At 51.5% G+C, this 24251-nt stretch carries 24 protein-coding genes and 1 pseudogene; 19 read left to right on the top strand and 6 right to left on the bottom strand.

The window, feature by feature from the left end; all coding sequences use genetic code 11:
• From HMPREF9412_RS18240 to HMPREF9412_RS18225, 4 genes are all read left to right on the top strand, one after another.
• Positions 1-369, top strand: a 369-nt coding sequence (locus HMPREF9412_RS18240; RefSeq protein ID WP_009593123.1) for a sensor histidine kinase, incomplete at its 5' end; no start/stop codon positions are given.
• Positions 366-1004 (top strand): response regulator transcription factor, encoded by a 639-nt coding sequence (locus tag HMPREF9412_RS18235; protein ID WP_009593106.1) that lies wholly within the window; start codon positions 366-368, stop codon positions 1002-1004. The genes HMPREF9412_RS18240 and HMPREF9412_RS18235, both read left to right, overlap by 4 nt.
• 184 nt (positions 1005-1188) lie before the next feature.
• The gene (locus tag HMPREF9412_RS18230; RefSeq protein ID WP_009593118.1) at positions 1189-2148 is read left to right on the top strand and encodes a DoxX-like family protein; all 960 of its coding nucleotides are present in this window, start codon (positions 1189-1191) and stop codon (positions 2146-2148) included.
• Positions 2132-2809, top strand: a complete 678-nt coding sequence (locus HMPREF9412_RS18225; RefSeq protein WP_009593109.1) for a DUF4166 domain-containing protein — start codon at positions 2132-2134, stop codon at positions 2807-2809. Before HMPREF9412_RS18230 ends, HMPREF9412_RS18225 begins: the two co-directional genes overlap by 17 nt.
• Here the strand turns inward: HMPREF9412_RS18225 and HMPREF9412_RS18220 are convergent.
• Positions 2799-4091 (bottom strand): MFS transporter, encoded by a 1293-nt coding sequence (locus HMPREF9412_RS18220; protein WP_009593120.1) that lies wholly within the window; start codon positions 4089-4091, stop codon positions 2799-2801. The genes HMPREF9412_RS18225 and HMPREF9412_RS18220 overlap by 11 nt on opposite strands.
• 157 nt (positions 4092-4248) lie before the next feature.
• On the opposite strand from HMPREF9412_RS18220, the gene HMPREF9412_RS18215 reads away from it, so the two are divergent.
• The 9 genes and pseudogenes from HMPREF9412_RS18215 to HMPREF9412_RS18180 all read left to right on the top strand — a co-directional run bounded on the left by HMPREF9412_RS18215 (position 4249) and on the right by HMPREF9412_RS18180 (position 12460).
• Positions 4249-5004, top strand: coding sequence for a DUF2087 domain-containing protein (locus HMPREF9412_RS18215; RefSeq protein WP_009593139.1), 756 nt, complete (start codon positions 4249-4251; stop codon positions 5002-5004).
• A gap of 28 nt (positions 5005-5032) precedes the next feature.
• The gene (locus tag HMPREF9412_RS18210; RefSeq protein ID WP_009593132.1) at positions 5033-5386 is read left to right on the top strand and encodes a GIY-YIG nuclease family protein; all 354 of its coding nucleotides are present in this window, start codon (positions 5033-5035) and stop codon (positions 5384-5386) included.
• A gap of 150 nt (positions 5387-5536) precedes the next feature.
• Positions 5537-6385 carry a DegV family protein gene (locus tag HMPREF9412_RS18205; RefSeq protein ID WP_036672671.1) on the top strand — a complete coding sequence of 283 codons (849 nt, stop codon included), beginning with the start codon at positions 5537-5539 and terminating at the stop codon, positions 6383-6385.
• 127 nt (positions 6386-6512) lie between these two features.
• A complete protein-coding gene (locus tag HMPREF9412_RS32965) occupies positions 6513-6668 on the top strand; it encodes a hypothetical protein (protein ID WP_009593107.1) in 156 nt (51 codons plus the stop codon).
• 158 nt (positions 6669-6826) lie between these two features.
• A complete protein-coding gene (nagZ, locus tag HMPREF9412_RS18200) occupies positions 6827-8170 on the top strand; it encodes a beta-N-acetylhexosaminidase (RefSeq protein WP_009593134.1) in 1344 nt (447 codons plus the stop codon).
• Positions 8171-8374: 204 nt separating this feature from the next.
• Positions 8375-9319: pseudogene (rpoD, locus tag HMPREF9412_RS18195) on the top strand (RNA polymerase sigma factor RpoD); the annotation flags it as partial.
• 201 nt (positions 9320-9520) lie between these two features.
• Positions 9521-10543: a UDP-N-acetylmuramate dehydrogenase gene (locus HMPREF9412_RS18190; protein WP_009593113.1), complete on the top strand. Its 1023-nt coding sequence runs from the start codon at positions 9521-9523 to the stop codon at positions 10541-10543.
• A gap of 126 nt (positions 10544-10669) precedes the next feature.
• Positions 10670-11599 (top strand): manganese-dependent inorganic pyrophosphatase, encoded by a 930-nt coding sequence (locus tag HMPREF9412_RS18185; protein ID WP_009593146.1) that lies wholly within the window; start codon positions 10670-10672, stop codon positions 11597-11599.
• Between the two features lie 345 nt (positions 11600-11944).
• Complete coding sequence (locus tag HMPREF9412_RS18180) at positions 11945-12460, top strand: hypothetical protein (RefSeq protein WP_009593127.1); 516 nt, start codon at positions 11945-11947, stop codon at positions 12458-12460.
• A 104-nt stretch (positions 12461-12564) separates the two neighbouring features.
• On the opposite strand, the gene HMPREF9412_RS18175 is transcribed toward HMPREF9412_RS18180, so the two are convergent.
• Positions 12565-13308: a hypothetical protein gene (locus tag HMPREF9412_RS18175; protein ID WP_009593114.1), complete on the bottom strand. Its 744-nt coding sequence runs from the start codon at positions 13306-13308 to the stop codon at positions 12565-12567.
• 283 nt (positions 13309-13591) lie between these two features.
• Between HMPREF9412_RS18175 and HMPREF9412_RS18170 the strand changes: the two genes are divergently transcribed.
• The 5 genes from HMPREF9412_RS18170 to HMPREF9412_RS32130 all read left to right on the top strand — a co-directional run bounded on the left by HMPREF9412_RS18170 (position 13592) and on the right by HMPREF9412_RS32130 (position 17915).
• Positions 13592-14359: an amino acid ABC transporter substrate-binding protein gene (locus tag HMPREF9412_RS18170; protein ID WP_036672668.1), complete on the top strand. Its 768-nt coding sequence runs from the start codon at positions 13592-13594 to the stop codon at positions 14357-14359.
• A 158-nt stretch (positions 14360-14517) separates the two neighbouring features.
• Complete coding sequence (locus tag HMPREF9412_RS18165) at positions 14518-15177, top strand: amino acid ABC transporter permease (protein WP_009593110.1); 660 nt, start codon at positions 14518-14520, stop codon at positions 15175-15177.
• A gap of 15 nt (positions 15178-15192) precedes the next feature.
• Positions 15193-15939 carry an amino acid ABC transporter ATP-binding protein gene (locus tag HMPREF9412_RS18160; protein ID WP_009593126.1) on the top strand — a complete coding sequence of 249 codons (747 nt, stop codon included), beginning with the start codon at positions 15193-15195 and terminating at the stop codon, positions 15937-15939.
• A gap of 194 nt (positions 15940-16133) precedes the next feature.
• Positions 16134-17627, top strand: coding sequence for an alpha-N-arabinofuranosidase (locus tag HMPREF9412_RS18155; RefSeq protein ID WP_009593122.1), 1494 nt, complete (start codon positions 16134-16136; stop codon positions 17625-17627).
• A 9-nt stretch (positions 17628-17636) separates the two neighbouring features.
• Positions 17637-17915: a DUF6171 family protein gene (locus tag HMPREF9412_RS32130; RefSeq protein ID WP_009593129.1), complete on the top strand. Its 279-nt coding sequence runs from the start codon at positions 17637-17639 to the stop codon at positions 17913-17915.
• Positions 17916-18184: 269 nt separating this feature from the next.
• Here HMPREF9412_RS32130 and HMPREF9412_RS18150 read toward each other — a convergent pair whose 3' ends face one another.
• Complete coding sequence (locus tag HMPREF9412_RS18150) at positions 18185-18577, bottom strand: DoxX family protein (RefSeq protein ID WP_009593117.1); 393 nt, start codon at positions 18575-18577, stop codon at positions 18185-18187.
• Between the two features lie 259 nt (positions 18578-18836).
• Positions 18837-19751: an AraC family transcriptional regulator gene (locus tag HMPREF9412_RS18145; RefSeq protein ID WP_009593112.1), complete on the bottom strand. Its 915-nt coding sequence runs from the start codon at positions 19749-19751 to the stop codon at positions 18837-18839.
• 176 nt (positions 19752-19927) lie between these two features.
• On the opposite strand from HMPREF9412_RS18145, the gene HMPREF9412_RS18140 reads away from it, so the two are divergent.
• Positions 19928-21691 carry a beta-galactosidase gene (locus HMPREF9412_RS18140; RefSeq protein WP_009593143.1) on the top strand — a complete coding sequence of 588 codons (1764 nt, stop codon included), beginning with the start codon at positions 19928-19930 and terminating at the stop codon, positions 21689-21691.
• A gap of 86 nt (positions 21692-21777) precedes the next feature.
• Here HMPREF9412_RS18140 and HMPREF9412_RS18135 read toward each other — a convergent pair whose 3' ends face one another.
• Positions 21778-23031, bottom strand: coding sequence for an MFS transporter (locus HMPREF9412_RS18135; RefSeq protein ID WP_009593128.1), 1254 nt, complete (start codon positions 23029-23031; stop codon positions 21778-21780).
• A gap of 29 nt (positions 23032-23060) precedes the next feature.
• The gene (locus HMPREF9412_RS18130; RefSeq protein WP_009593124.1) at positions 23061-24107 is read right to left on the bottom strand and encodes an ROK family transcriptional regulator; all 1047 of its coding nucleotides are present in this window, start codon (positions 24105-24107) and stop codon (positions 23061-23063) included.
• Between the last annotated feature and the right edge of the window lie 144 nt (positions 24108-24251).

The following is a 24251-nucleotide window of genomic DNA, read 5'->3' as shown; positions in this document are numbered from 1 at the left end:
CTGCTTGCGGATGCCGTCCACTTGAAGGAAGCGATCAGCAATCTCATAAGCAATAGCGTCGAGGCGATGCCTAATGGAGGAGTGATCGCGTTGACGGTAACGGCAGACCGCAAGGGTGCCGCGATTTCCGTGAAGGATAACGGCATGGGCATTCCGGAAGAGCAGCAGACGCTTGTGTTTGAACCGTTCTACAGCACCAAGGGCCACAGGAAATCAAACTTCGGACTTGGCCTTACCTATGCGTACAACGTGATGAAGAAAAGCGGCGGCTCCGTGGGATTGGAGAGCCGCGAATCGGTCGGTACCGAAATCACGTTATATTTTCCCCGCAGCAAAATCATTCGTTTATCCGGGAGGGAAGAGCCTTGAATCGAATACACGTCTTTCTGGTCGAGGACGATCCGGATTGGATTAAATCGATGACCGTTTTTCTGAATGCGCAGGAGGATATGATCGTGGTCGGCGCGGCCGAGTCCCCCGAACAAGCGATTGCGATGGCGCAAGTCCTGTCCTTCGATATCGTGCTTATGGATATTCAGCTGACGGCGGGCCGACTCGACGGCATCTATGCGGCTGCAGAAATCCTTGAACGAAAGCCCGATGCCAAGGTGATCATGCTGACCTCGCTGGATGACGAGTTGGTGATCACGCAATCCTATACGGCCGGAGCCGTCAATTACATTGAGAAATCAAATTTCGAGGAATTGCCGGCCGCAATCCGAAGCGCCGTTCATCAACCGGGATCGATGGAGGTGCTGCTCAAGGAATTTGCCCGCCTCAAGCGGGAAGAACAGCTGCGGAGCTTAACGCCGGCGGAACGTGAAGTGTTTGATCTGTTGGATGAGGGTTACACCCATTCCCAAATGGAGAAGAAGCTGTTCAAAACCGAGAGCACGCTCAAGAATCAGATCAATAAAATTCTGAAAAAGCTCGGGGTGAGGAGCAGCAGGGAGGCCGTGGAGAAGGTCCGCCGAAAAGGGATCGTCAGAGAGAACGACAACTAGCTTCGGGACGGAAGACGGATCATATGGAAGAAATGGAAGAGGTACTACGAAACGTAGTACCTCTTCTTCGTTTGTTCTATAAAAGTGAGGTCTAACGGAGAATCCCCCTCAGCGGTAAAATGACTTGTAAATAGAGGGGCCCGGCTGTCATCGAGAAGGGTTATCCATTAGGAGCTGAGTGCGCATGAAGAGAAATCCGATCTATGTTGAACTCGACATCAAGACGGATATGGAAACATTGTGGTCATTGACACAGAGACCCGAGCTGCATCAACAGTGGGATTTGCGTTTTTCCGAGATTCATGATTTGCCGCAGGCTGATTCGGACGTCCAGCGGTTTTTATATAAAACCCGCATTGGATTCGGACTGGAAGTTACGGGAACGGGTGCTACGAAAACGGCCGTGCACCCGAAGACCGGGAACCGGATCTCGGTGCTGCGATTCGGCTCGGATCAGCGGATTTCCCTGGTTAAGGAGGGGAGCGGATATTGGAAATACGCCGACAGCGGCAGCGGCGTCATCCGTTTCTCGACCCAATACGATTACAGGACGCGGTTCGGCATGCCGGGGGCCTGGTTTGACCGGCTGCTGTTTCGGCCTTTATTCGGCGCAGCGACGGCTTGGAGCTTCGATGTGCTCCGATTATGGGCCGAGAAGGATATTCCGCCTACGGTCACGATCCGGAAGGCAATCATCCACGCTTTAAGTGTGTTTATGCTGGTTGTTCTATGGTGTTATGAAGGACTGGTTCCGAAGCTTCTGTTCCCGGAAGCGGGAGAGCTTGATCTGCTGAGGCAGTCGGGCTTGGCAGGCGGACAGGAAGGGGTGATACTAACTTTGCTTGGGATCACCGAGATTGGCGTCGGTTTATTAACATTGCTCTTTCACAAGAACCGGATGTGGTACAGGCTGATCATGTTCTTGCTTGCGATCTTGATGCTTGGAGCATGGATGACGGATGCCGAGTTAATGAAAGCCCCGTTCAATCCGTTAACGCTTAGCGGGTCGATGATTGGGTTCTGCTTCATGGCTTCGCTGTCCGCATCGGACTTGCCAAGCGCTTACCGTCCGGTTCGAAGACAAAGACCGGTCCGCGGGCATACATCCGGCAAAGGAGTGAAAGAACATGACCTCGATCTATGAGCAGGCGCTTGGAAGCCAGTTTCACAAGCTTCATCCTAAAATCCAGGAGCGGTTCGGGTTTGACAGCAAGGATAACGTCGCTTCGATCGGCGAAGGCATCATGGAAGAAATCTGGTACGCTCCATGGGCGGCGCTGCCGCTTTATATAGGAACGATGCGGCATATCATGTTTCCTAGCCGAGGGAAAGGGATCCCGTTTCGGATTGAGAACTACGCTTATCCGGATGACTGGGGAAGAGAGACGGTGACGTGGTGCCGAAGCTTTGATTTTCCTGGCATACAAAGACGATTTGATGCCACGATGATTTATAGCGCACAGCGCAGCCGCGTCGTGGATTATTTGGGAAACAAACAGCACTTGGCAGTCGATCTTTGGATCGCTGCCGCGGAGCATGGCGGAATTCGCATTCGATCGGGGGAGCAGAGGTTTTATGAAGGGCGGCTGCAGTTTCGATTTCCCCGGTGGCTCACCGGAACGGCCGATGTATGCGAATGGTATGATGACGGAGATCAGCAATACCGGATATCCGTTGAGGTGGTCAATCCGTTATTAGGGCCTGTCTTCCGGTATAAGGGAAGCTTTCAGGCCCGGACCGTTGCTGCAGGCGAACGGGATGTCCCGCCCCATGTCAAACCGCTGCGGGTCGAGGCTAGAGAGTAGCGGAGGCATCCGGGGAAAGACCGCTGCCCTTGCGTTCGCGGAACATTCGGTAGTACAGGAACGAGGAAACGACGTACAGCGTTCCGGTAATGCAGAAGGTGATCGCGTATCCCCAATAGCTGCCGTAAGTGGTGACCAATTTCGACTGTACGGGCCCCATGGTCGCCCAGCCCAGCATAAAGGCGGTTTGCGTGACCGAATTGGCGATGCCTCTCCGGTGATCCGGTACGCGGTCGATCAGAATCGACGACTGTATCGGATTGGCCGCATTCATCAAGGCTTGACGGAACAGGAAGCCGACCGATGCGATGAGGAGGACATTCGTGAAGCCGGTTAACAACAGGAAGGGCAAGGATAGGACTTGAAAGAGTACCACGGCTTTGACGGCTCCTACCCGATTCACCAGCGTAGGGCCGATCAGCATGGATACGATCGTCATGACTTGTCCGAGCGATATCAGAATCCCAATCGCGGATAGCGATACCGAGAAACGGTTGGTAAAATACAAATTCAAATAAGGAACGACCAGTCCGGATCCGAGGCCGATTAACAGCTGGGCAAGCGCGAACTGCCCAATGACTTTGAAATCTCCGATCCCGGAGGCGGTAACCGCTCCTCCAGGGCGCACGGGTTGATCGGGGATGGGTGCATCCAGCGGCCATGCATGCGCGGCGTTCTTGTCGGTCGTGAACAAGAGCGGGATAAATGCCGCAAAGGTTGCCAGACCGCCGATGAACAGCGCTGTTTTCAAGCTGTCGACCTTGTTCAGGCCGAATGCCTGCAGGGCATCCGCCAGGAAGCCGCCTCCCATGCTGCCTAACACTTGAGAAGCAAGCACAAGCGAGGCATGGATGCTAAAGATGCGCATGCGAGCCGATTTCGCCGTATTTTCTGCCAGAAACGGAATCGCCAGCACCTGAAAAAAGGATGAGAACAGTCCGGTGTATACCGCGAGACCAAGCAAGCTGAACTCACTCGCCAGAAAGGCTCGGGCAATCAGTCCGGCGCCGCTTAACAACGCGCCAAGGACCAGGATTCGCTTGCGGCTTCCGCGGTCGCCGATCAAGCCGATCGGGATAAACATCAATGCCGTGGCGAGGGATTGAATACTGACCACTGTTCCATTCATGGAGTCGTTATAACCCAGGCCTTGTATGTACAAATTGTAGAGCACGCTGAACATGCCGGTACCGAACTGATACAGCACGTTAGCTAGAAAAAACAGCTTGATGTTGCGCGGCCAAGAACGCATTTCTTTTGCCGACTGTTGTATGAATCCCATGATGATACCCCCTAAATTTTACAGCAGCAACCTCTATTCTAGCAGGTTCCACGGGAGGGAGGAAGAAATATTATATCGTCGTGGGGCTAGATTGACATGCTATAGACAAAAATATAAAATGTCTATATAAATAACTTTGGGGGAAGTGGTGTGTGCGATGGACCTTAATGAACGCTTCTGGAATGCTTCCATAGATGAACTTAAACAAGGCTATATCGACGAAGGCCCCGTCTGGGTATGTCTCTTGTGCGGCAAGACGCTGGAGAAAGGGATCATCTACCCGGATGAGGATGTGCTGTACGAATCGGAACGATACATGACCGTACATATCCGCCGGGAGCATGGCTCCGTGTTTCAGTATCTGTCCGGCCTCGATAAGAAGCTGACCGGACTGACCGAGCATCAGAACCGGCTGCTGCAGCTCTTCTATCAAGGCATGAACGACAGAGAGGTCCAGCAGGAGCTCGGCATCGGCAGCGCGTCGACGATACGCAATCACCGGTTTGCCTTGAAGGAGAAGGAGAGGCAGTCCAAGGTGCTGCTGACCTTGATGGAGCTGTTGAAGGAAAAGGACAGTCATGCTCCGGCGTTCGTGGAAATCCCCAAACAGGCCAAAATGATCGATGAACGCTACAATGTTACGGAAGAAGAGAGGCAATCGATCCTGGCCAAGGCATTCCCCGAGGGGAACGATGGCCCGTTGAAGACTTTTAAGCTTAAAGAGAAGCAGAAGTACGTCGTGCTGCGCGAAATCGCTGCCCGTTTTAAACCCGATGTCTTGTATTCCGAGCAGGAAATCAACGATACGATCGGAAGAGACAATCCCGATTATGTGACCATTCGCCGATATTTGATCGAATATGGTTTTTTGGATCGCAAGGATGATGGAAGCCAGTACTGGCTAACGACATAAATGAAAGCAAGAAGGAGGCGTTAAGGCCATGAATCGCAGACAGGAACTGAATCAGATGTACAAGGAGATCAAGATTGAAGCCGGCGTGTATCAAATTCGGAACACGAAGAATGGTAAAATATTCGTCGCCGGAACGAACAATCTGAAAACCATGAACGGCAAGCGCTTCGAGCTGCAGATGGGGACAAGCTACAACAAGCCGCTTCAGCAGGATTGGAAGGAGTATGGAGAGGATGCGTTTGTTTTTGAGATCCTGGAGAAGATTGAGCCGAAGGAAGACCCGTTCTTCGATTTGAAGGGAGCGGTCAGCAAGCGGGAAGCCTATTGGATCGAACGGCTGGAACCTTTTGGGGAAAAAGGGTATAACGGAGACAGAAAATAAGGCTTTTGTGTGGCGAACCCAGGCGTAGGACGCGAAATCGTCCCCCTTCCATTTGCAATGCGCCGCAAGGGTAAGATATGATGAAATGAGCGGCTTAAATCGCTTCCATTCCTACTTCTTACTACACGAAAGCGAGACGTGAACACGATCATGAGATCCATTGCATGGGTAACCGACAGCACGAGCACGATCGACCCTGAATTCGCCAAGAAGCATCATATTTACATTGTGCCTTTGAGGTTGATTCTGGGGCAAGAGGCCTACAGGGAAGGAATCGACATATCGGCAGAAGCCTTTTATGAACGGATGAAAGACGAGCCGAAAGTCAGCAGCTCCCAGCCTCCGATCGGTGAATTCATTGAGCTTTACGAAACCCTGAAAGTGAAGTATGACGATATTATTGCGATTCACTGTTCTTCAGAGCTCAGCGGAACTTTGAATTCTTCCCTGCAGGCGGCCGAGATTGCCGATGTACCCGTGGTTGGCATCGACTCTCAAGCGGGAGCGTTTCCGGTGCGCGAAATGATTATGTCCGGCATTCACTGGCACAGCCAGGGGGATACCGTACAGGTGATAAAGGATAAAATTCAGTCCATGGTGCACAACATGTCGTTCTATCTCATACCGGCAAGCCTGCATCGACTTCATATCAGCGGCCGGGTGTCCGGCACGCAGCTGCTGCTAAGCAATTTGCTCCGCATACATCTGCTGCTCCGTTTTGACGAAGGCAAAGTCATTGTGGAGGAGAAGATCCGGACGTTTAAGAAAGCCAAGCAGAAAATGATCGATATCATGAAAACAGACATACAGAAAATTAAGAAGGTGTGCATCATGCACGCGAACAACGTTGAAGTGGCCGAGGAGATCCAGAAGGAAATCAGCGGGGCCCATCCGTCGCTTAAGACCGAAATCATGACCTTTATCCCTGTTGCAGGCATCCATGCAGGCGAAGGCACCATTGCCATGTCATGGATTAAACACCATCCTGCCTATTCTTAGTTATACTTCAGCCCCAGCCTGCAGATACTATTTGCAGGCTTTTGCTTTGCTTATCGATTCTAATCTGCCCTCCATGGTTTTATTATGTAATAGTAGGGATGAACCCAAGGAAAGGAATGAGGCAGACATGAAGGTTATTATCACGCAAGCCGAGGCGATGCAAAAGAATATATGGGACGATATCATGCTGATGTTCGGAAGAACGGACGAGGATGAAGTATGGGAGACGGAGCAGTTTATATTGACGGAGGAGCAGGCCCGTCAGCTCGGACTGCTTAAATAGAAGAGGAAGGGCCGCCATCGCTGCGGCTCTTTTCTTCTTGTTTTGCAACGGGGCTTTCGTTGTGGTTCGTTTTGGCCCTTAACGAAATCATGTTATGATGGAAGGACTCTGCGGGACAGAGGGCGAATACAGTAGTGTGAACATGAAGGAAGGTGACAATGTTGAAGCGAAGGACACCATGGATGAGCTTAACGATGCTGGTTGTCATCTTGCTGCTGGTTCTGGCAGGTTGCCAGGGCCGTTCGGAGACGGGGAATGTGGGGAATGATGGCCAAGGAACTTCGCCATCGGAGCTAGGACAGGACCAGAACCCGCCTTCTCAAGAGAATGACAACGAAACCGAGCCTCCATCAGGCAGTGCCGACAATGAAAGCGAGAGCGGCAGCCTGCCTCCGAACGAAACCGAAGATGAGATCGCTGCACTTATGAACGACATGACGGTCGAGGAGAAGATCGGCCAGCTGGTACTGGTCGGACTCGAAGGAACGGCCATCGATGAAACTTCGCGTAAATTGGTGAAGGATCACCATGTTGGCGGGTTTATCCTCTTCAAGGACAATATAGAGAGCGTAGAGCAGTCGGTAAAGCTCCTCAATGATCTGAAGGAAGCCAATGCTGCCAATCCGGTGCCCTTGTGGCTGAGTATAGACGAGGAGGGTGGACGGGTTACGCGTTTTCCCGAGGAATATGTAAAACTGCCGTCAAGCGGCAAAGTCGGAAGCAAGGGGGATCTAACGCTCACGAAGCGCGTTGGCGGCCTTATCGCGCAGAAGGTTGCGGGACTCGGGCTCAATATGGTATTCGCCCCGGTGCTGGACATTCATAGCAACCCGAACAATCCGGTCATCGGCGATCGATCCTTTGGCACTACGGCGGAGACCGTTACCCAGCATGGGATTGCCTCCATGAAGGGGATACAGGAGAAGGGAGTCGTTACCGTCGTGAAGCATTTTCCAGGGCATGGCGACACTTCGGTCGATTCCCACCTCGGTCTGCCCGTGGTGGAGCATGACTTGAAACGTCTGCATGAAATGGAGCTGGTTCCGTTTCAACAAGCGATTAATGAAGGCGCCGATGTGGTCATGGTTGCGCATCTGCTCATGAAGAGTATCGATCCGGATACCCCATCCTCGTACTCGAAGCCCGTGATCAACGATTTGTTACGGGAAGAGTTGGGATTTAAGGGTGTTGTCATAACGGACGACATGACAATGGGCGCTATATCCGGCAGCACGGACGTAGGCGAGGCTTCCGTGAAGTCCGTTGTCGCAGGAAGCAACATGGTACTGATCGGACATGAATATGCGCTGGAGGAAGCCGTCATCCAGGCATTGACCAAGGCTGTCCGGAGCGGCGTGATCCCGGAAGAGATGCTGAACGACCGGGTAAGGGCGACGCTTGAGCTAAAGCACAAATATGAGCTAAGCGATGATCCCGTGAAGGCTCCCGATATAAAGCCGTTAAATCAGCATACGAAAGCAGTACTAGATCAAATGAAGTAAACGTAACATGTGTAATAGGAATATATAAAAACCCGATCTCAGAGTTGAGATCGGGTACAACGGACTAGAATATATTAGAAGTTGATATAGTCTATAAAATATGCTAGAATGAAGGATAAATAACTATTGGTTTAATGTCATAATGATCTAATGCTAGATTAGCATGAAAATATGGGATTGTCAACAGGGGGGCATAGAATGGAGAACCGTCAGAGTGCGGATTTTGCATTGGAACGCGAGGTTACGGATACAGAGAAATCGGCTAATTCTCCAACTGAGGATTTTTCGGTTCACGACGATCTCTCGCTTCCGCCAGGCATCAAGATTAGCGATCCAGTTCGCATGTACCTGAAAGAAATCGGTCGTGTTCCCCTCCTCTCAGCCGATGAAGAAGTGGAACTGTCCAAACGTATAGAGGAGGGAGATGAGGAAGCGAAACGCCGGTTGGCCGAAGCGAATCTTCGTCTCGTTGTTAGTATAGCAAGACGCTATGCCGGTCGGGGAATGCAGTTCCTTGATCTGATCCAGGAAGGCAACATGGGCTTGATCAAAGCGGTGGAGAAATTCGACTACTCCAAGGGCTTTAAGTTCAGCACCTATGCCACTTGGTGGATTCGTCAGGCGATTACCCGCTCGATCGCCGACCAGGCCAGAACCATCCGGATTCCGGTGCATATGGTCGAAACGATCAATAAACTTGTGCGTGTCTCCAGACAGCTCCTTCAGGAGCTGGGGCGCGAACCGACGCCGGAAGAAATCGGCAAGGAGATGGACATCTCGCCGGAGAAAGTGCGCGAGATCCAGAAGGTATCCCAGGAACCCGTGTCCCTGGAAACGCCTGTCGGAGAGGAAAGCGACTCCAACCTGGGCGATTTCATCGAGGATCAGGATGCGTTGGCACCCGCAGATGCAGCGGCTTTCGAGCTGCTGAAGGAACAGCTGGAGGAAGTGCTCGATACGCTTACCGAGCGTGAAGAGAACGTGCTTCGGCTTCGCTTTGGACTCGAGGACGGACGGACCCGTACGCTGGAAGAAGTGGGGCAGGTGTTCGGCGTAACGCGTGAACGCATCCGCCAGATCGAAGCGAAGGCGCTCCGTAAATTGCGTCATCCGAGCCGCAGCAAGCGTCTCAAGGATTTCCTCGAATAAATCTTGGTAACGGATCATCTGATGATGAACGAATCCCTGGTTACGGTCTACGAGCCGTAATCCAGGGATTTTTTGCTATATGGCCAGGATTTCGCCCCAGATTGACACCACCCGAGTAGTTGCATCATAATGATGTAACATCCCCACATTTAGTAAGGATTGTTGTGCCTAATGTGAAGAATAGGGAGTGACATGTCTACGATGACTTTACATACATCTGCTATTGACCGATTGTGCAAGCGCAATGTGGAGCTGTCTGCCTTTTCGACGTACGGGATCGGCGGCTCAGCCAATTATCTGGCCATGCCTGAAACGGCAGCCGACCTGGCGGATCTTCTGCAGGATTGCAAGAAACGCGGACTGCCTTGGTACATTTTCGGAATGGGCTCCAACATCCTGTTCCCGGATGAACCCAAACGCGATCTGGTGTTTATCTCGCTCAAAAACCTGGTGGAGCTGCAGGTTTCGGGAGACAAATGGTACGTTTCATCCGGAACGCCGATGTCCCTGCTTTCCTTGATGGGGTTAGTGGGCGGAACCGATTTGCTCGACTTTACTTTTTTGCTGCCGGGCTGTGTAGGCGCCGGCATCTATATGAACGCCAAATATAATGCGCGCCAAATCTGCGATATCCTGGATACGGTATATTATATCGATACGATGGATCCGGGCCTGAAGGTGCAGTCCATTGCGGCGGGAGACTGTTTATTTGCATACAAGCAATCCATCTTCCAGCAGCATCCGTGGATCATCGTAGGCGCCGATCTCAACATACCGGTCAGCTCGGAGGAGCAGATCCATTCGACTTCGGCGCTGCTCACGGAGTGGAAGAGCCGCGGCAGCCATCCTTCCTCGCTTCCGTCCTTTTTCTCGTTCTTTCTGGGCGAGGTCCATGCTTTGGCGGGAAGGGGAATCGAGACGCCGCAGTCGATGCTCGACATCATTAAGTACCGGACGAGTAAGCGTCATTTCGACTATCCGTCCTGCGGTTCCGTATTCAAGAACAATTACGATTACGGGGTAGCCGTAGGCTCGCTCGTGGACCAGCTGAATATGAAGGGGACCGAATACGGAGGCGCCATCATATCTCCGCACCACGGCAACATGATTCTGAACCAGAAGCATGCAAAGGCAACGGACATTCTGTACTTGATGAATCTGATTTCGGAGTCGATCAACAACCATTTCGGGTTCGTTCCGGAACCGGAGATTGTATTGGTATAAACGCTGTCCGAAAATAATCTCTGTAAAGGAATTGGAATAAGTAGAATTTAACGCTATAATCAGATAGGTGATCATCTGTTTATTGGTATAAACGATGAAATTCATGTTGCGAGAGGGGCATTAAATATGGCTAAAACTTTAATTTTTGGACACAAAAATCCGGATACGGACACCATCTGCTCTGCTATTGCATATGCTGACTTGAAGAACCAGCTTGGTCTTTCGGCCGAGCCCGTGCGTCTTGGCGACGTGAACGGCGAAACGCAGTACGCGCTCGATTTCTTCAAAGTAGAGGCGCCTCGCCTCGTTGAGACGGTTGCAAACGAAGCGCAGGACGTCATTCTCGTGGACCATAACGAGCGTCAGCAAAGCGCCAGCGACATTGATCAGGTTCGCGTAATCGAGGTTATCGATCATCACCGCATCGCTAATTTTGAGACAAGCCATCCGCTGTACTACCGTGCGGAGCCTGTCGGCTGCACGGCTACCATCCTGAACAAGATTTATAAGGAGAAGGGCGTAGCCGTTCGCAAAGAAATTGCCGGCTTGATGCTGTCCGCGATCATCTCGGACTCCCTCTTGTTCAAATCTCCAACCTGCACGGACGAGGATGTGGCTGCTGCTCGCGAGCTGGCTGAAATCGCCGGCGTGGATGCCGACAGCTATGGTTTGGACATGCTCAAGGCAGGTGCCGATCTGAGCGACAAAACCATTGCTCAATTGATCTCCCTCGATGCCAAGGAATTCCAAATGGGCGGTGCCAAAGTCGAAATCGCCCAGGTCAACGCGGTGGATACGAATGATGTATTGTCCCGCCAAGCAGAACTCGAGGATGCGATTCAATCGATTATTACGGACAAAAACCTGGACTTGTTTGTCTTCGTGGTGACGGACATCCTGAACAACGATTCCATCGCGCTGGCGCTCGGTAAAGAGTCCAAAGCCGTGGAGAGAGCGTACAATGTATCTCTGTCGGAGAACAAGGCGCTTCTTAAAGGCGTGGTTTCCCGTAAATCGCAAATCGTTCCGGTTCTGACCGAAGCATTCAACCAATAATAGCTGGTTATAGGAACAAGCCAGACCATCGACTGAGGAATCAGCGTGGTCGGCTTGTTTTTGTTTTGCTGTTTTCTCGGATTCTGGATCATGCAGTCCCGCTCCAATCTATATGAAGCGCTTACGAAAATTGAAATATTGTAATGAATTTACATCGAAATGACATCCTTTTTACGGCGGCGATTCGTATAATGAAGGAAAGAATTAGGAACCACAAGTACATACGTGTTTCAAATCCCAAGAATTGGGTTAATGACCATTAATGTTTGTTGAGTCGGATTCCGTGGTAGAAAGTGATACAAATCTAATCTATCAGTAGAAGTATGGAGAGGGAGCGATGAGAAGATGAAGAAGTCGGCTTGGAAATTGGGAGCAATGATGCTGCTTGTCCTGATCATGATGACAACCGTCGGTGTAGCCTCAGGCAACAATTATGAGCCGGTTCCGAAAGCTTCAAATCAGGAAGCTGCCTACATAAACGGACTGGAAATCAAAGACGGCAAGGTCTTTCTTCTAGTAGATCCAATCGAGTGGTATGAGGGAGAGGAAGCGAATCAGGTGTTCCGCGAACGGGAGCAGGACCCTGAGATGACCGAGGCCCCGGACGGCTATTATATCGTGAACGATACGGAAGAGCATAAGGAACTTCCAGTAGCGGACGATGCAGAAGTGCTGCTCCAGCTGTACGACCATACCGGACGATATGAGGATGCCCAGATTTCCTGGAATCAGCCGGTGAGCCTGAGCAAATTCGCGGACATTTACAATAAGGATGATATCGTGGACATGAAATGGTTTCCGTTTCATATCACCGTTGAAGACGGCGTCGTCGTGAAGATCATCCAACAGTATGTACCTTAATTTATCATGAAAATAGAGAAGCGAACTGATGAAGAGCCGCTCCATTTCGGTTAATCCTACCGATGGGCGGCTCTTATGTTTGTTTCTAAGCCTAACGGCAAGCGTTAACCGGCATCTTTGCTGTAGTGCTGGTGTTTCATCGGTTTGATTTTACCGTTGACCACGTCGCTGACGAAGGGTGCTATCTTGGATTTCCGCTCCTCGTATTCTTCCTTCGTCACCTTGCCCTCGGACAACTTCCGATCCAGGCGCTTCGTGAGTGCCTGGACTTGCTGATCAATGACGGACTGGACGGGCACGCCTTGCTCCTTCGCGATCTGGGCCAGCGATTTTCCGGATTGCAGCGATGCCTTAAGTTGGTCCGACGTTGTCTTCAGCAGCTTGGCCAGCTCGTCGCTATCCGAGATCAGCCGGCCGTGCCGCTGATGCATCCGCTGCTTGTGCCATCCGCCCTTGGCGTCAAGCAGCTTATCCGCCGCCGCGGAGTAATCGATGGATTTGCCCAGCTGCTTTGGATGCGAAGCGATTTTCTCCTTCAGCAGCTCCATGATCTTGGCTTTCATGGCTTCTCTCGATACGCCTTGCTCTTTGGCTATTTCCGCGAGGGTCGAGGTTTTGAGTTTATCCCGGAGAACCTGAGGCTCCAGCTTCAGAAACTCGGAGATGGCCTTGAACATATGGCCGGGTTTATGTTGCCCGCGTTCGTCCTTGGACGAAGGAACAGCCGGTGATTCCGATTGCTGTCCGATCGGTTCCGCCGAAACCGAGACGGGAAGATAAGCGAGGCCCATGACTACAGCGATGGCTAGCAGCACCAGCCGCTTCACTGACTTCAAGTGGGTTGTCATTGTTGTTTACCGCCTTTCATGTTGTTGGTCTTACAGTCCATCATTCTTTCCCGCTAAACTGAAATCATCCTTAAAATAACCTTAAAATAGGATGAAAATACATAAATTTCATGATGAGTGGTGAAAAGTGGCCATTCTATGAAACTATCGACTCTTCTCTGCTAATATGCTATCATGGAGTCTTGATAACGTATTAAAGTGAAAAAGCAGTTATGCATAGGACGAGGATTGATATAGATCCCAGAATATGACTGCGCTTAACGTCTACGAGGGGGATTTTTTGGTGAAAAAGATAGCATCCGTGTTAGCAGGCTTCATGCTTTTATTAACTGTCGTCGGCTGTTCGAGCTCGGCAAGCGGGGGGAATGAGCTGGTGGTCGGAATTGACGACAAGTTCGCGCCCATGGGATTCCGCGACGAGAGCAATGAGATTGTCGGCTTTGATATCGATTATGCCCGCGCAGCCGCCGAGAAAATGGGCAAGGAAGTCAAGTTCCAGCCCATTGATTGGAAAGCGAAGGAATCCGAGCTTAGCAGCGGACGCATTGACTTGATCTGGAACGGTTATACCATCACCGATGAGCGCAAGGAGAAAGTGCTGTTCACCAAGCCTTATCTGGAGAACAGTCAGGTCGTCGCGGTGCTGAACGATTCGGATATCGCAACGATCGGCGATTTGGCCGGCAAACAGGTCGGATTGCAGTCGCTATCCTCGGCAGCCGATGCGCTGAGCGCCAATGCCATTCACGAGCAAGTGAAGAACATTTCCGAATTTCCCGACAATGTGCTGGCATTAAGCGATTTGAAGAATGGACGCGTAGACGCCGTGATCATTGACGAAGTGGTCATGAAATACTACATGTCCAAGGAAGAGGGAACGTACAAGATTTTGGAGGAGTCCCTGGCACCGGAGCAGTACGGGATCGGAGTGAAGAAAGGCAATGAGGAACTGCTGGAAAGCCTGCAGAAAGCATTGGACGACATGAATGCCGACGGCACGGCCGCGAAGATTTCCGAGAAGTGGTTCGGGGAAGACAAAGTTTTGAAGTAAGCATTCCCAATAGGTTGGTCATCCAACCTCCCATAGGTATTCCAAGAAACCGGACTTTGACCAAAGGCTCCGGTTTTGTGTTCCAATCGATCGATATAATGAAATCATCGGAAAACTTTCCTCTGTTCGGAAGCTTTTCCATTAGGAGTTAAGCAGATATGAGTATGGATTACATCGTTCAAATCGGCAAACCGATGCTGGAGGGCGCGCAGACCACGATTCTGTTGTTCTTGATTTCCATTCTGGCCTCCATTCCGCTCGGGTTTGTGTTCACGTTAATGGTTCGAAGCGCAATCAAGCCGCTGGCTTGGTTGGCCAATGCCTATATATATGTTTTTCGCGGTACCCCGCTGCTGCTGCAGCTGCTGTTCTTCTGCTTTGGGCTGCCGGTGCTGCCGGTGATCGGAGAATATCTCGTTTTGGATCGTTTTGTAGCTGCATGCTTGGCATTCGTGCTGAACTATGCCGCTTATTTTGCGGAAATCTTCCGCGGAGGACTCTTGGCGATTGACAAGGGGCAATATGAAGCTTCTAAGGTGCTGGGCCTGAACCGCTGGCAGACGACCACGAAAGTAATTCTGCCCCAGATGTTCCGCGTAGCCCTGCCGGCGGTATCCAACGAATCCATTACGCTGGTGAAGGATACGGCTCTGCTGTATGCCGTCGCGGTGCCGGAGCTGCTGCACTTCGCGTATACGGCGGTCAATCGGGATTTCACGATTATGCCGTTTGTTATTGCGGGCGTGATATACCTGCTGATGACGCTTGTGTTAACGCTGCTGTTTAAATTTCTGGAACGGCGATTCAAATATGAATAGAAGGACTGTCGCGCAATGGCAATTATCGAAGTAACCCATTTGAAAAAATCCTTCGGCTCGCTGGACGTGCTGAAGGACGTCAGCTTTGAGATTCAGAAGAATGAAGTGATTGCCGTCATCGGGCCTTCCGGTTCGGGAAAGAGCACCATGCTCCGCAGCCTGGTGCATCTGGAGGAAATCAACGGCGGATCGATCAAGGTGCAGGATCAGTATTTGGTGAAGGACGGCGCATATTCCAGTCCGCAGCAGATCAAAGCGATCACGTCCCGGATGGGCATGGTATTTCAGCACTTCAACCTGTTTCCGCATCTGACGGTACAGGAGAATCTGGGCCTTGCGCCCAAACATGTCAAGAAACAAAGCAAAGAAGAAGTAAGAGCGAACGGCGCCGCGCTTTTGCAAAAGGTCGGTTTGTCCGATAAAGCGGATGTACTCCCCGGAAATTTGTCGGGCGGTCAGAAGCAGCGCGTGGCTATTGCTCGAGCGCTTATGATGAATCCGGACATCATGCTGTTCGATGAACCGACATCGGCACTGGATCCCGAGCTGACCGGCGAGGTGCTGGCCGTCATCAAGCAGCTGGCCGAGGAGCACATGACGATGGTGATCGTGACGCATGAGATGAGTTTTGCCAAGGAAGTGGCGGACCGGATCATCTTCATGGATCACGGACAAGTAGTCGAAGCCGGAACGCCGGATCAAATATTTAACCAGCCGAAGATGGAGCGGACCCGCGAGTTTTTAAATCGGGCATCGCGTTAAAGAGGACTGGCTCAAAGCTGGATCGAAAGATCGGCTTGGGCTGGTCTTTTTTTTGGCGAAAAATAAGGCTATATTGTGAAAGCGTTTAAATTATTGGTTGACGGAATCGGAATTGATCGATATCATTGTTTTAAAGATTTATAAACTGTTTCATATAAATATCTATAAAATAATAGCGAGGAGCGGAAAAAGTCATGAGTCAGGTTATTACCATTCATTCAGACGTATCCAAAGGCAAAATCAATCGCAATATTTATGGACATTTCTCCGAGCATCTGGGCCGCTGCATTTATGAAGGAATCTGGGTGGGCGAGGATTCGCCGATACCTAATACGGAAGGGATCCGCAATGACGTGCTGGATGCGTTGAGACAGCTGAATATACCTGTTCTGCGCTGGCCGGGCGGTTGTTTTGCCGACGAATACCATTGGAAAGATGGCGTCGGGCCGCGGGAGAATCGGAAACAGATGGTCAATACGCACTGGGGCGGCGTTGTGGAGAACAACCATTTCGGTACGCACGAATTCCTGCGTCTCTGCGAGCTTTTGGGCTGCGAACCCTACATATCGGGCAATGTCGGCAGCGGCACCGTTCAGGAGATGTCGGAATGGGTTGAATACATGACCTTTGACGGCGTGTCGCCGATGGCCGCATGGCGTCAGGAGAATGGCCGCGAAAAGCCGTGGAACGTGAAATATTTTGGTGTCGGGAACGAGAACTGGGGCTGCGGTGGAAATATGCGGCCGGAATATTATGCGGACTTGTATAGACGCTATCAGACTTACGTCCGCAACTATGGCGAGAACAAGATCTACAAAATTGCTTGCGGACCGAATGTGGACGATTACCGCTGGATGGAAACCGTCATGAGGGAAGCGCATCCGTACATGGATGCCATAAGCCTTCATTATTACACGATTCCGGGCGAATTCTGGACAGGCAAAGGACCTGCCACCGGATTCAGCGAGCAGGAATGGTTCACCACCATGAAGAAAGCGCTCCATATGGATGAATTGATCACGAGACACTCGGCGATTATGGATCAGTATGATCCTAATAAGCGCATCGGGCTCATCGTGGATGAGTGGGGCACCTGGTTTGATGTCGAGCCCGGCACGAACCCTGGCTTCCTGTACCAACAGAATACGATCCGCGATGCCCTGGTGGCGGGTTTGACGTTGAATATTTTCCACGAGCATAACGATCGGGTGGTGATGGCCAACATCGCGCAGATCGTCAACGTCCTGCAGTCCGTCATCTTGACGGAAGGCGAGAAGATGATCCTTACCCCGACCTATCATGTGTTTGATATGTATAAAGTGCATCAGGATGCCGAACGTTTGGCTACCCATCACAGCGGGGCCGATTATGAGATGAATGGCGAGAAGATCCCGCAAGTATCCGTGACAGCCTCGAGGGATGAAGCCGGAAAAATCCATGTAAGCCTGTGTAATGTTAGTCACGCGGAGCAGAGCGACGTGAAGATCCAGCTGCGGGGATTAAGCGGTGCGGTGAAGCAAATCGTTGGCCGGCAGCTTGCCGCCGATTCGCTGGACGCTCATAACACCTTTGAATCGCCGGAGGTTCTCAAGCCGGCTGCATTCACTGCATTTGAACAGGAAGGTGACGTACTGCGTGCGAAGCTGGCACCGATGTCCGTTACCGTTCTTGAGATCACGGCGGAATAAACGAAGGTCATGGCGGATAATCGGTGTAAAGGTTGTCATGACGATTACCGGGTCAGCGATGAGCAGATCACGCGCGTGCTGTCCTCCCCGATGTTCTCATCGGACCGGTGCGTGCCGGATGACGAGTATGATGCCCGTCTTCGTGCGTGCTTCACATGCCCTAAGCTGCAAGGGGACACCACGTGTACGCAGTGCGGATGCATCGTACAGATTGCCGCGAAGCTGAAAGACAAGCGCTGCCCGTATCCGGGGCAAGACCGTTGGTCGATCACCGTTAGTGCTTCATAGAAAATACCGTATAGTCATCGGCCTGTTCTCATGGATGGATCATGGGAGCAGGCTTTTTTAGAACGGGAATGGTTCATTATCTTTACAGAAACTTACAACCTATTAAGACAACTCAAGCCGGCTTCAGCGGCAGAAGCGGGAGGCAGCTTCTATTCATGAGATCACTAGAAAAGAGCTGTACCAGTTTCATTCCTTTCGGAACGAATCTGCGCACAGCTCTTTTTCATGGAATTGCCGCCACGACAACCTTGAGGACGCTCTTGTCCGCGTCAGGCTTTGTTCTTCTTGCTGAACAGCGAATCAACCGAGAGCAGGCTACTGCCGCTAAGAACAAGATGTACGGCCATGGCCAGCAGCGCGATATCCAGTTCATAACCACCAAGGAAACCCATGCCCAGCTTCGCCTGAAAAATCGCCACGACAAGCACGACCCCAAGAACCAGAGAAGCGATTCTTGTTCCCAAACCGATAATCAGCGCAATTCCTCCCACGATTTCGATGATGGCTACAACGGTAGCCATAAAGGCAGGGATTCCCAGACTTGCGAAGAATCCTTCGATATTCCCGATGCCGCTCTGGAATTTATCCAAACCGTGAGCCATAAAGATGACCCCCAGAATCACCCGAATAATGAAAGTGCCTGCCGAAGAATAATTACCCATGAGATAGACCACTCCTTGTCTTTTTGGTTTAAAATGTTATCAACTAACTTAAATATAGCTGAGAACTATAGGTTGTATCATACTCAATTTAACTATTGAATGTCAAGTAACTAACTAAAAATACTTGGATTTTATATTATCCGATCATGATGCCATATGAATTGATGAAGTCCAGCCAATACAGAAAAACAGCCATCCTCAAAGGGATGGCTATTTTCGTGGTACTCGTTATTGGAGGTTCTTTAATGCTTATCATGGCTTAGTGCCTGGGCCGGTATTCCGTCGGCGACTGCCCGGTCCAGCGGCGGAATTGCCTGGAAAAATGGCTGGCTGAGCGAAAACCGAGTTTGTCGGCGATTGCGTTCATCGGCAGATGGGTCGTGACCAGCAGCTCTTTGGCCAGACTGAGCTTCTGGCGGCTGATATATTGTCTAGGCGAGATCCCGTACACTTGGCGGAACAACTTGGAGCATTGGCTTCGGCTTAAATTAAGCTCTTGGGACACAGCCATGACCGATATCTCTTCGGTCAATCCCGACGACAGCTTCGCTTCGATGGCATGAGCCGCATCCGCTGCAAGCAGGGAGGACGGTTTAGGGGTGCCTGCTGCCGCAGATAAAACGCGGGGCGGCTTCAGCGCATCCTGCATCTTCAAGAGAGAGAGCACATCATGGATGATGAGCAGGGTGTAGGACTGGAGCAGAAGCCTGTCCTCAAACGTGAGATTGTAATCGCTTGGCTGGTTCTCCGGACGGACCGAATGGGCTGCCGGCTGGCTGCGCCGGACGATTCCCTCCAGCTCTTGAACGTAGGCAGCCAGTTTGCTGCGCTCGCTTTCGTGCTGGCGAATATGTCGGAAAGGGGCAGCGGATAACGAGCTTCGAATTTCTGCATCATCCAGATCGAAATGAACATTGAAGTACCCATACTGCTTGTTGGATGCATTCGAGGTTTGATGGGGCACCCCGGATTTGATCAGAAGCCATTCCCCTTCGCGGAGCTGAATGGAATCCCGATGAATTTCCTGCAGGACTTCGCCTTCCAGACAGTATAGCAGCTCGAACAGGTGATGGTGATGCCTCGGATAACTCCAGCCTGGCGGCTGGGAATCAAAATGGCATCCGGTTACCTGCAGCGTTTGAATCATATTGGGAAAGCGAAAAGCGATATCCATGACAGCTGGCTCCTTTTGGGCATACAAAACGCCGATAATGATGCCTTATATTGTACCATAACGATGATTCGGCACAAAAGGTATAAAGAATGCCCCATTTGGAGATTGAGCAGCATGGGATTTTGATAGATGATGGCAATAGAAAGCAAATGAAACGTGTTAGGAGGAAACAAGCTATGAAAGCTCAATTGAAAGCGGTTAACCAACAATTCCTGCTGGGGGATGAGCCGATTCAGATTTTGTCTGGTGCCATCCATTATTTTCGGGTGGTTCCGGAATATTGGGAAGATCGGCTGATGAAGCTGAGAAGCTGCGGATTGAACACGGTGGAAACCTATATTCCGTGGAATTTGCATGAACCGAAGGAAGGACAATTTGTGTTTGATGGCATTGCCGACCTGGAAAGGTTCGTCCGTATCGCCGGCGATCTCGGGCTGCATGTCATCCTTAGGCCGAGCCCTTACATATGCGCAGAATGGGAATTTGGAGGACTTCCATCCTGGCTGCTGCAAAATCCGGATATTCAGCTTCGATGCATGGACCCGGTTTATCTGGAGAAGGTCGACCAATATTATGATGAGCTGATTCCGCGATTGGTTCCGTTACTGACCTCCAAGGGTGGTCCCGTGATTGCGATGCAAATCGAGAACGAGTACGGGAGTTACGGAAATGATACGGCATATCTGGAGTATTTGAAGGATGGCTTGATCAAGCGGGGAGTGGACGTGCTGCTGTTCACTTCGGATGGTCCCACGGACGGAATGCTGCAGGGCGGAGCCGTTCCCGGCGTGCTTGCCACGGTCAATTTCGGATCAAGAACGAAGGAGGCTTTTGATAAACTGCGGGAGTACCGTCCGGAAGATCCTCTGATGTGCATGGAATACTGGAACGGTTGGTTTGATCATTGGCTGAAGCCCCACCATACCCGGGATGCGGAGGATGCTGCTGCCGTGTTCAAGGAAATGCTGGACTTGAATGCATCCGTGAACTTCTATATGTTTCATGGCGGAACGAATTTCGGATTCTATAACGGGGCGAATTTTCACGAAAAGTATGAGCCGACGCTAACCAGCTACGATTATGATGCGCCTCTCTCGGAGTGCGGGGACGTGACGGCCAAATTCGAAGCCATTCGAAGCGCGATCGCACAGCATCAGGGAAAAGAGCTCTCCGATTTGCCAAGCCTCCCGCAGCCTGTCAAGAAAATAAGCTATGGCTCGGTGAGCATGACGCACTATGCCGACCTGCTGGAGCATCTGCCTGCGCTTTCCGAGGAGCAGAAACGCACGGCACCCGTACCGATGGAACGGCTGGGCCAAAGCTATGGCTTCACGGTTTACGCAACGCATATATCCGGGCCGCGCCAAGGGGAGTCCCTGCATCTGCAAGAGGTGCATGACCGGGCACAGGTATTCCTGGACGGAAAGTATCAAGGGACGGTGGAACGTTGGGATGCCAAAGCCCTGCCAATCGATGTTCCGGCAGCCGGCGCCAAGCTGGAGATCGTTGTCGAGAATATGGGACGCATCAATTACGGGCCGAAGCTGAAGGATTATAAAGGAATCACGGAGGGAGTCCGAATGAACAACCAGTTCCTGTATGACTGGAGCATTTATCCCTTACCGCTTGATCATCCGAATGCGGCACCGTTTCAACCGCTGGAGGGACCTTTGGAACAGCAGGATCGACCTACCTTCTATCGCGGCGAATTCTTGGTGGATGACATTGGCGATACGTTTATCCGCTTAGACGGATGGGGAAAAGGGGTCGTCTGGGTCAATGGCTTCAATCTGGGGCGCTACTGGGAGCAAGGGCCGCAAGCAGCGCTGTATCTGCCTGGACCGCTGCTGAAGCAGGGACGGAATGAAATCTTGGTATTTGAGCTGCATCATACCGAAACGGCAAGCATCGAGCTTGTCGACACACCCGACTTGGGTTAATTCGGCCGGAACAGACCGACGATGGATAAACAAAAAGGGAGCCTTCTTGTAAACTGAGAGGGCTCCCTTTCATGTTGGAATGAGTATCAGATTAATTGCTTGCGGACTTTTAAATATCGGTACAAGACGATACCGAATAGCGAGCACAGAACGGCACATAATCCAATGAAGCCATAGCCGGCCTGGAGCCCGCGCAGCAGGCCGAGCTCTGTACCGCTGCCGTACATTTGCTTGAATCCGTTCGTGATCGCGCCGATCGCGTAATTGCCGATGACGCTGCCGATCCCCATCATGGTGACGGTGAACGTAATCGCGGTGTCGCTCTCATTCGGATATCTTTTGGCAATGAGAGCCATAACCGTCGGATAGATCGGGGCAATCCCGATGCCTGCCGCCGCAAACAGGAAGGCGTAGGATTCTCCGCCGAAAATCGCGACAAACGTACATACTCCGGTCAGTCCGGATAGAATGATGATGGACAGCGTGAAGCCGATCCGGTCCGTGATCGGGCCAAGCAGCAGGCGTGCCGCCGAGAAGCAGAGGAAGAACGCGGATAGCATGCCGGCTGCCGCTGCAGGTTCCCATTTGTACGATTTTTCAAGAAAGTTGACGAGCCATCCGCCAACCGCCATCTCCGATACGACGCCGAAGGATAGGATCATAACGACCAGCCACAGCGCGGGATCTTTGACCAGCAGCTTCAGCGGAGTCCGTTCCGTTTCGGATAGATTGTCCCCGGGAAACTTACTCATGAGTGCCGGGATCATGGGAAGTATGGATAACATCAGCATGGCCAGGTACATGCCCCGCCAATCCAACGTGTAATTAAACACGGTAACGGTCATGAGACCGGATGCAATCATCGGGGCCACCGTTGAGCTGATACCGTAAAAGAAATGGGACAGGTTCATCATCGTGCCCGTATTGCGCACAAAGATCCGGGCTGACAATATTGCGAGGCCGATCTCCAGCATACCGTTCCCAATGTACATTAAGAAGTAGGATGCGGTGAACAGCGGGTAGCTGTGGGACAGGAAAATCAACACGCCCGAGATGGCCATCGATCCGAAGGCAGCCATGCTGACCCACTTGATTCCGATCTTCCGGGTCAACAGCGCGGTGAAGGAGCACGCGATCAGATACCCGAGTGCGTTCAGGGAGAGCAAGGTGCCGATCTGCATTTCATCCAATCGAAAATCGAACTGGATCCGCGGAATGGCGGGCCCCTTAATATTCTCCGATATCCCAAATATGATAAAGCCGAGAAAGATCGTTGCCAAATGCAGGGTGTAGTCTTTGCTCAATTTAGGTTTTGTTTTTGGTTGAAGGTCAGTATTCACGGTTAATCCCCAATCGTCATTGTTGAATTTTACATTGCGCTTGTATCGGATATCATCATATCCAGAGCGATCCGCTGCAAGCCGGCTAGATAGTCGTGTTCCCAATCGCGAAGCAGCATTTCGGGAAGATGCCGCTCCGGCACGTAGGCGGAAGCACGCTCTTTAATGGAGAGCAGGGCGGAGGGCGAGAGGTTATGCTCGCACCACAGAATGGCATCGGGATTGAGAATCGCGGCGAAGGCGGCACTTAGCCGGCTTAACGCATCGATTTGCTCCTGATCCGGCTCGATGAGACTGCTCAACACGGAACGATTACGTTCCAATATGTCTTGAAAATTGCTGCCCTCGCTCATCGGGACGAAGCCGATCTCGCCCGTGAAGAACGAGCGGCCGCGAACAACGTTTCCATTAATGAGCAGTCCGGCCCCCGGCCCGTTGTGACCGAGGTACACGTATATGAGGGAGGCCTCCGCCGAGCCGCTGAGATTGTGGTAACCGAGCACGGCTGCATTCATGTCATTCTCTATGATGACAGGAATGGAGAACAGATCCTCCAGGTAAGATTGGAGATTGTAATCCTGGAATGTTCCATACGACGGCACATGAAAAATAATACCGTCCCGCACCGCCGCCGGCATGCCAACGGCGATGGAGCGAATCTCTGGATAACGGCGGGTCCAGTTTGCCATTTGGGAAGCCAAGGCTTCCGGTCCATGATGAAGGATGCCGTCTTCAGCCTTCCGCTCGAGCAAGTCGCCGTTCCAATTAAAAACAGTGTATACGCTCTGCTCTTTCTCATAATAAACGGCGAGACCGAGCATGTAATCCGGATTAAAAGCATAGCGGTTCGCACGTCGGCCGCCGCTGGATTCATCCAGTCCGAGCAGGTTGACTTCACCTTCCTGCACCATGAGCTCCACAACTTTGCTCACCGTCGGAAAGCTGATGCCGAGTCTTTCGCTGAGCTCGGCTTTGGTTCCGCTCCCCAGCTCCAGAAGCGACGAACGGAGCGCGCGCCGGACGGCGAATTTCATGGATTGCGGCGTAGGCAAAGCTTCTTTGCGCGTATGAATCACCTCTTCCACTCTTTTTAAACGTATTTAATAAGTCTATGGGGATGATTATTGCACATCCGATAAGACGGTGCAAGAACAATATGTAGGTTTCAAAAAGAATAGGATGAATGATGGGAAAGCGGTTGACAACTGCCATGCTCCATG

The sequence above is a fragment of the Paenibacillus sp. HGF5 genome (assembly GCF_000204455.1).
In the GTDB taxonomy this organism is placed as follows: Bacteria; Bacillota; Bacilli; order Paenibacillales; family Paenibacillaceae; genus Paenibacillus_AQ; species Paenibacillus_AQ lautus_A.
This window is presented reverse-complemented; position numbering and strand designations above follow the sequence as displayed.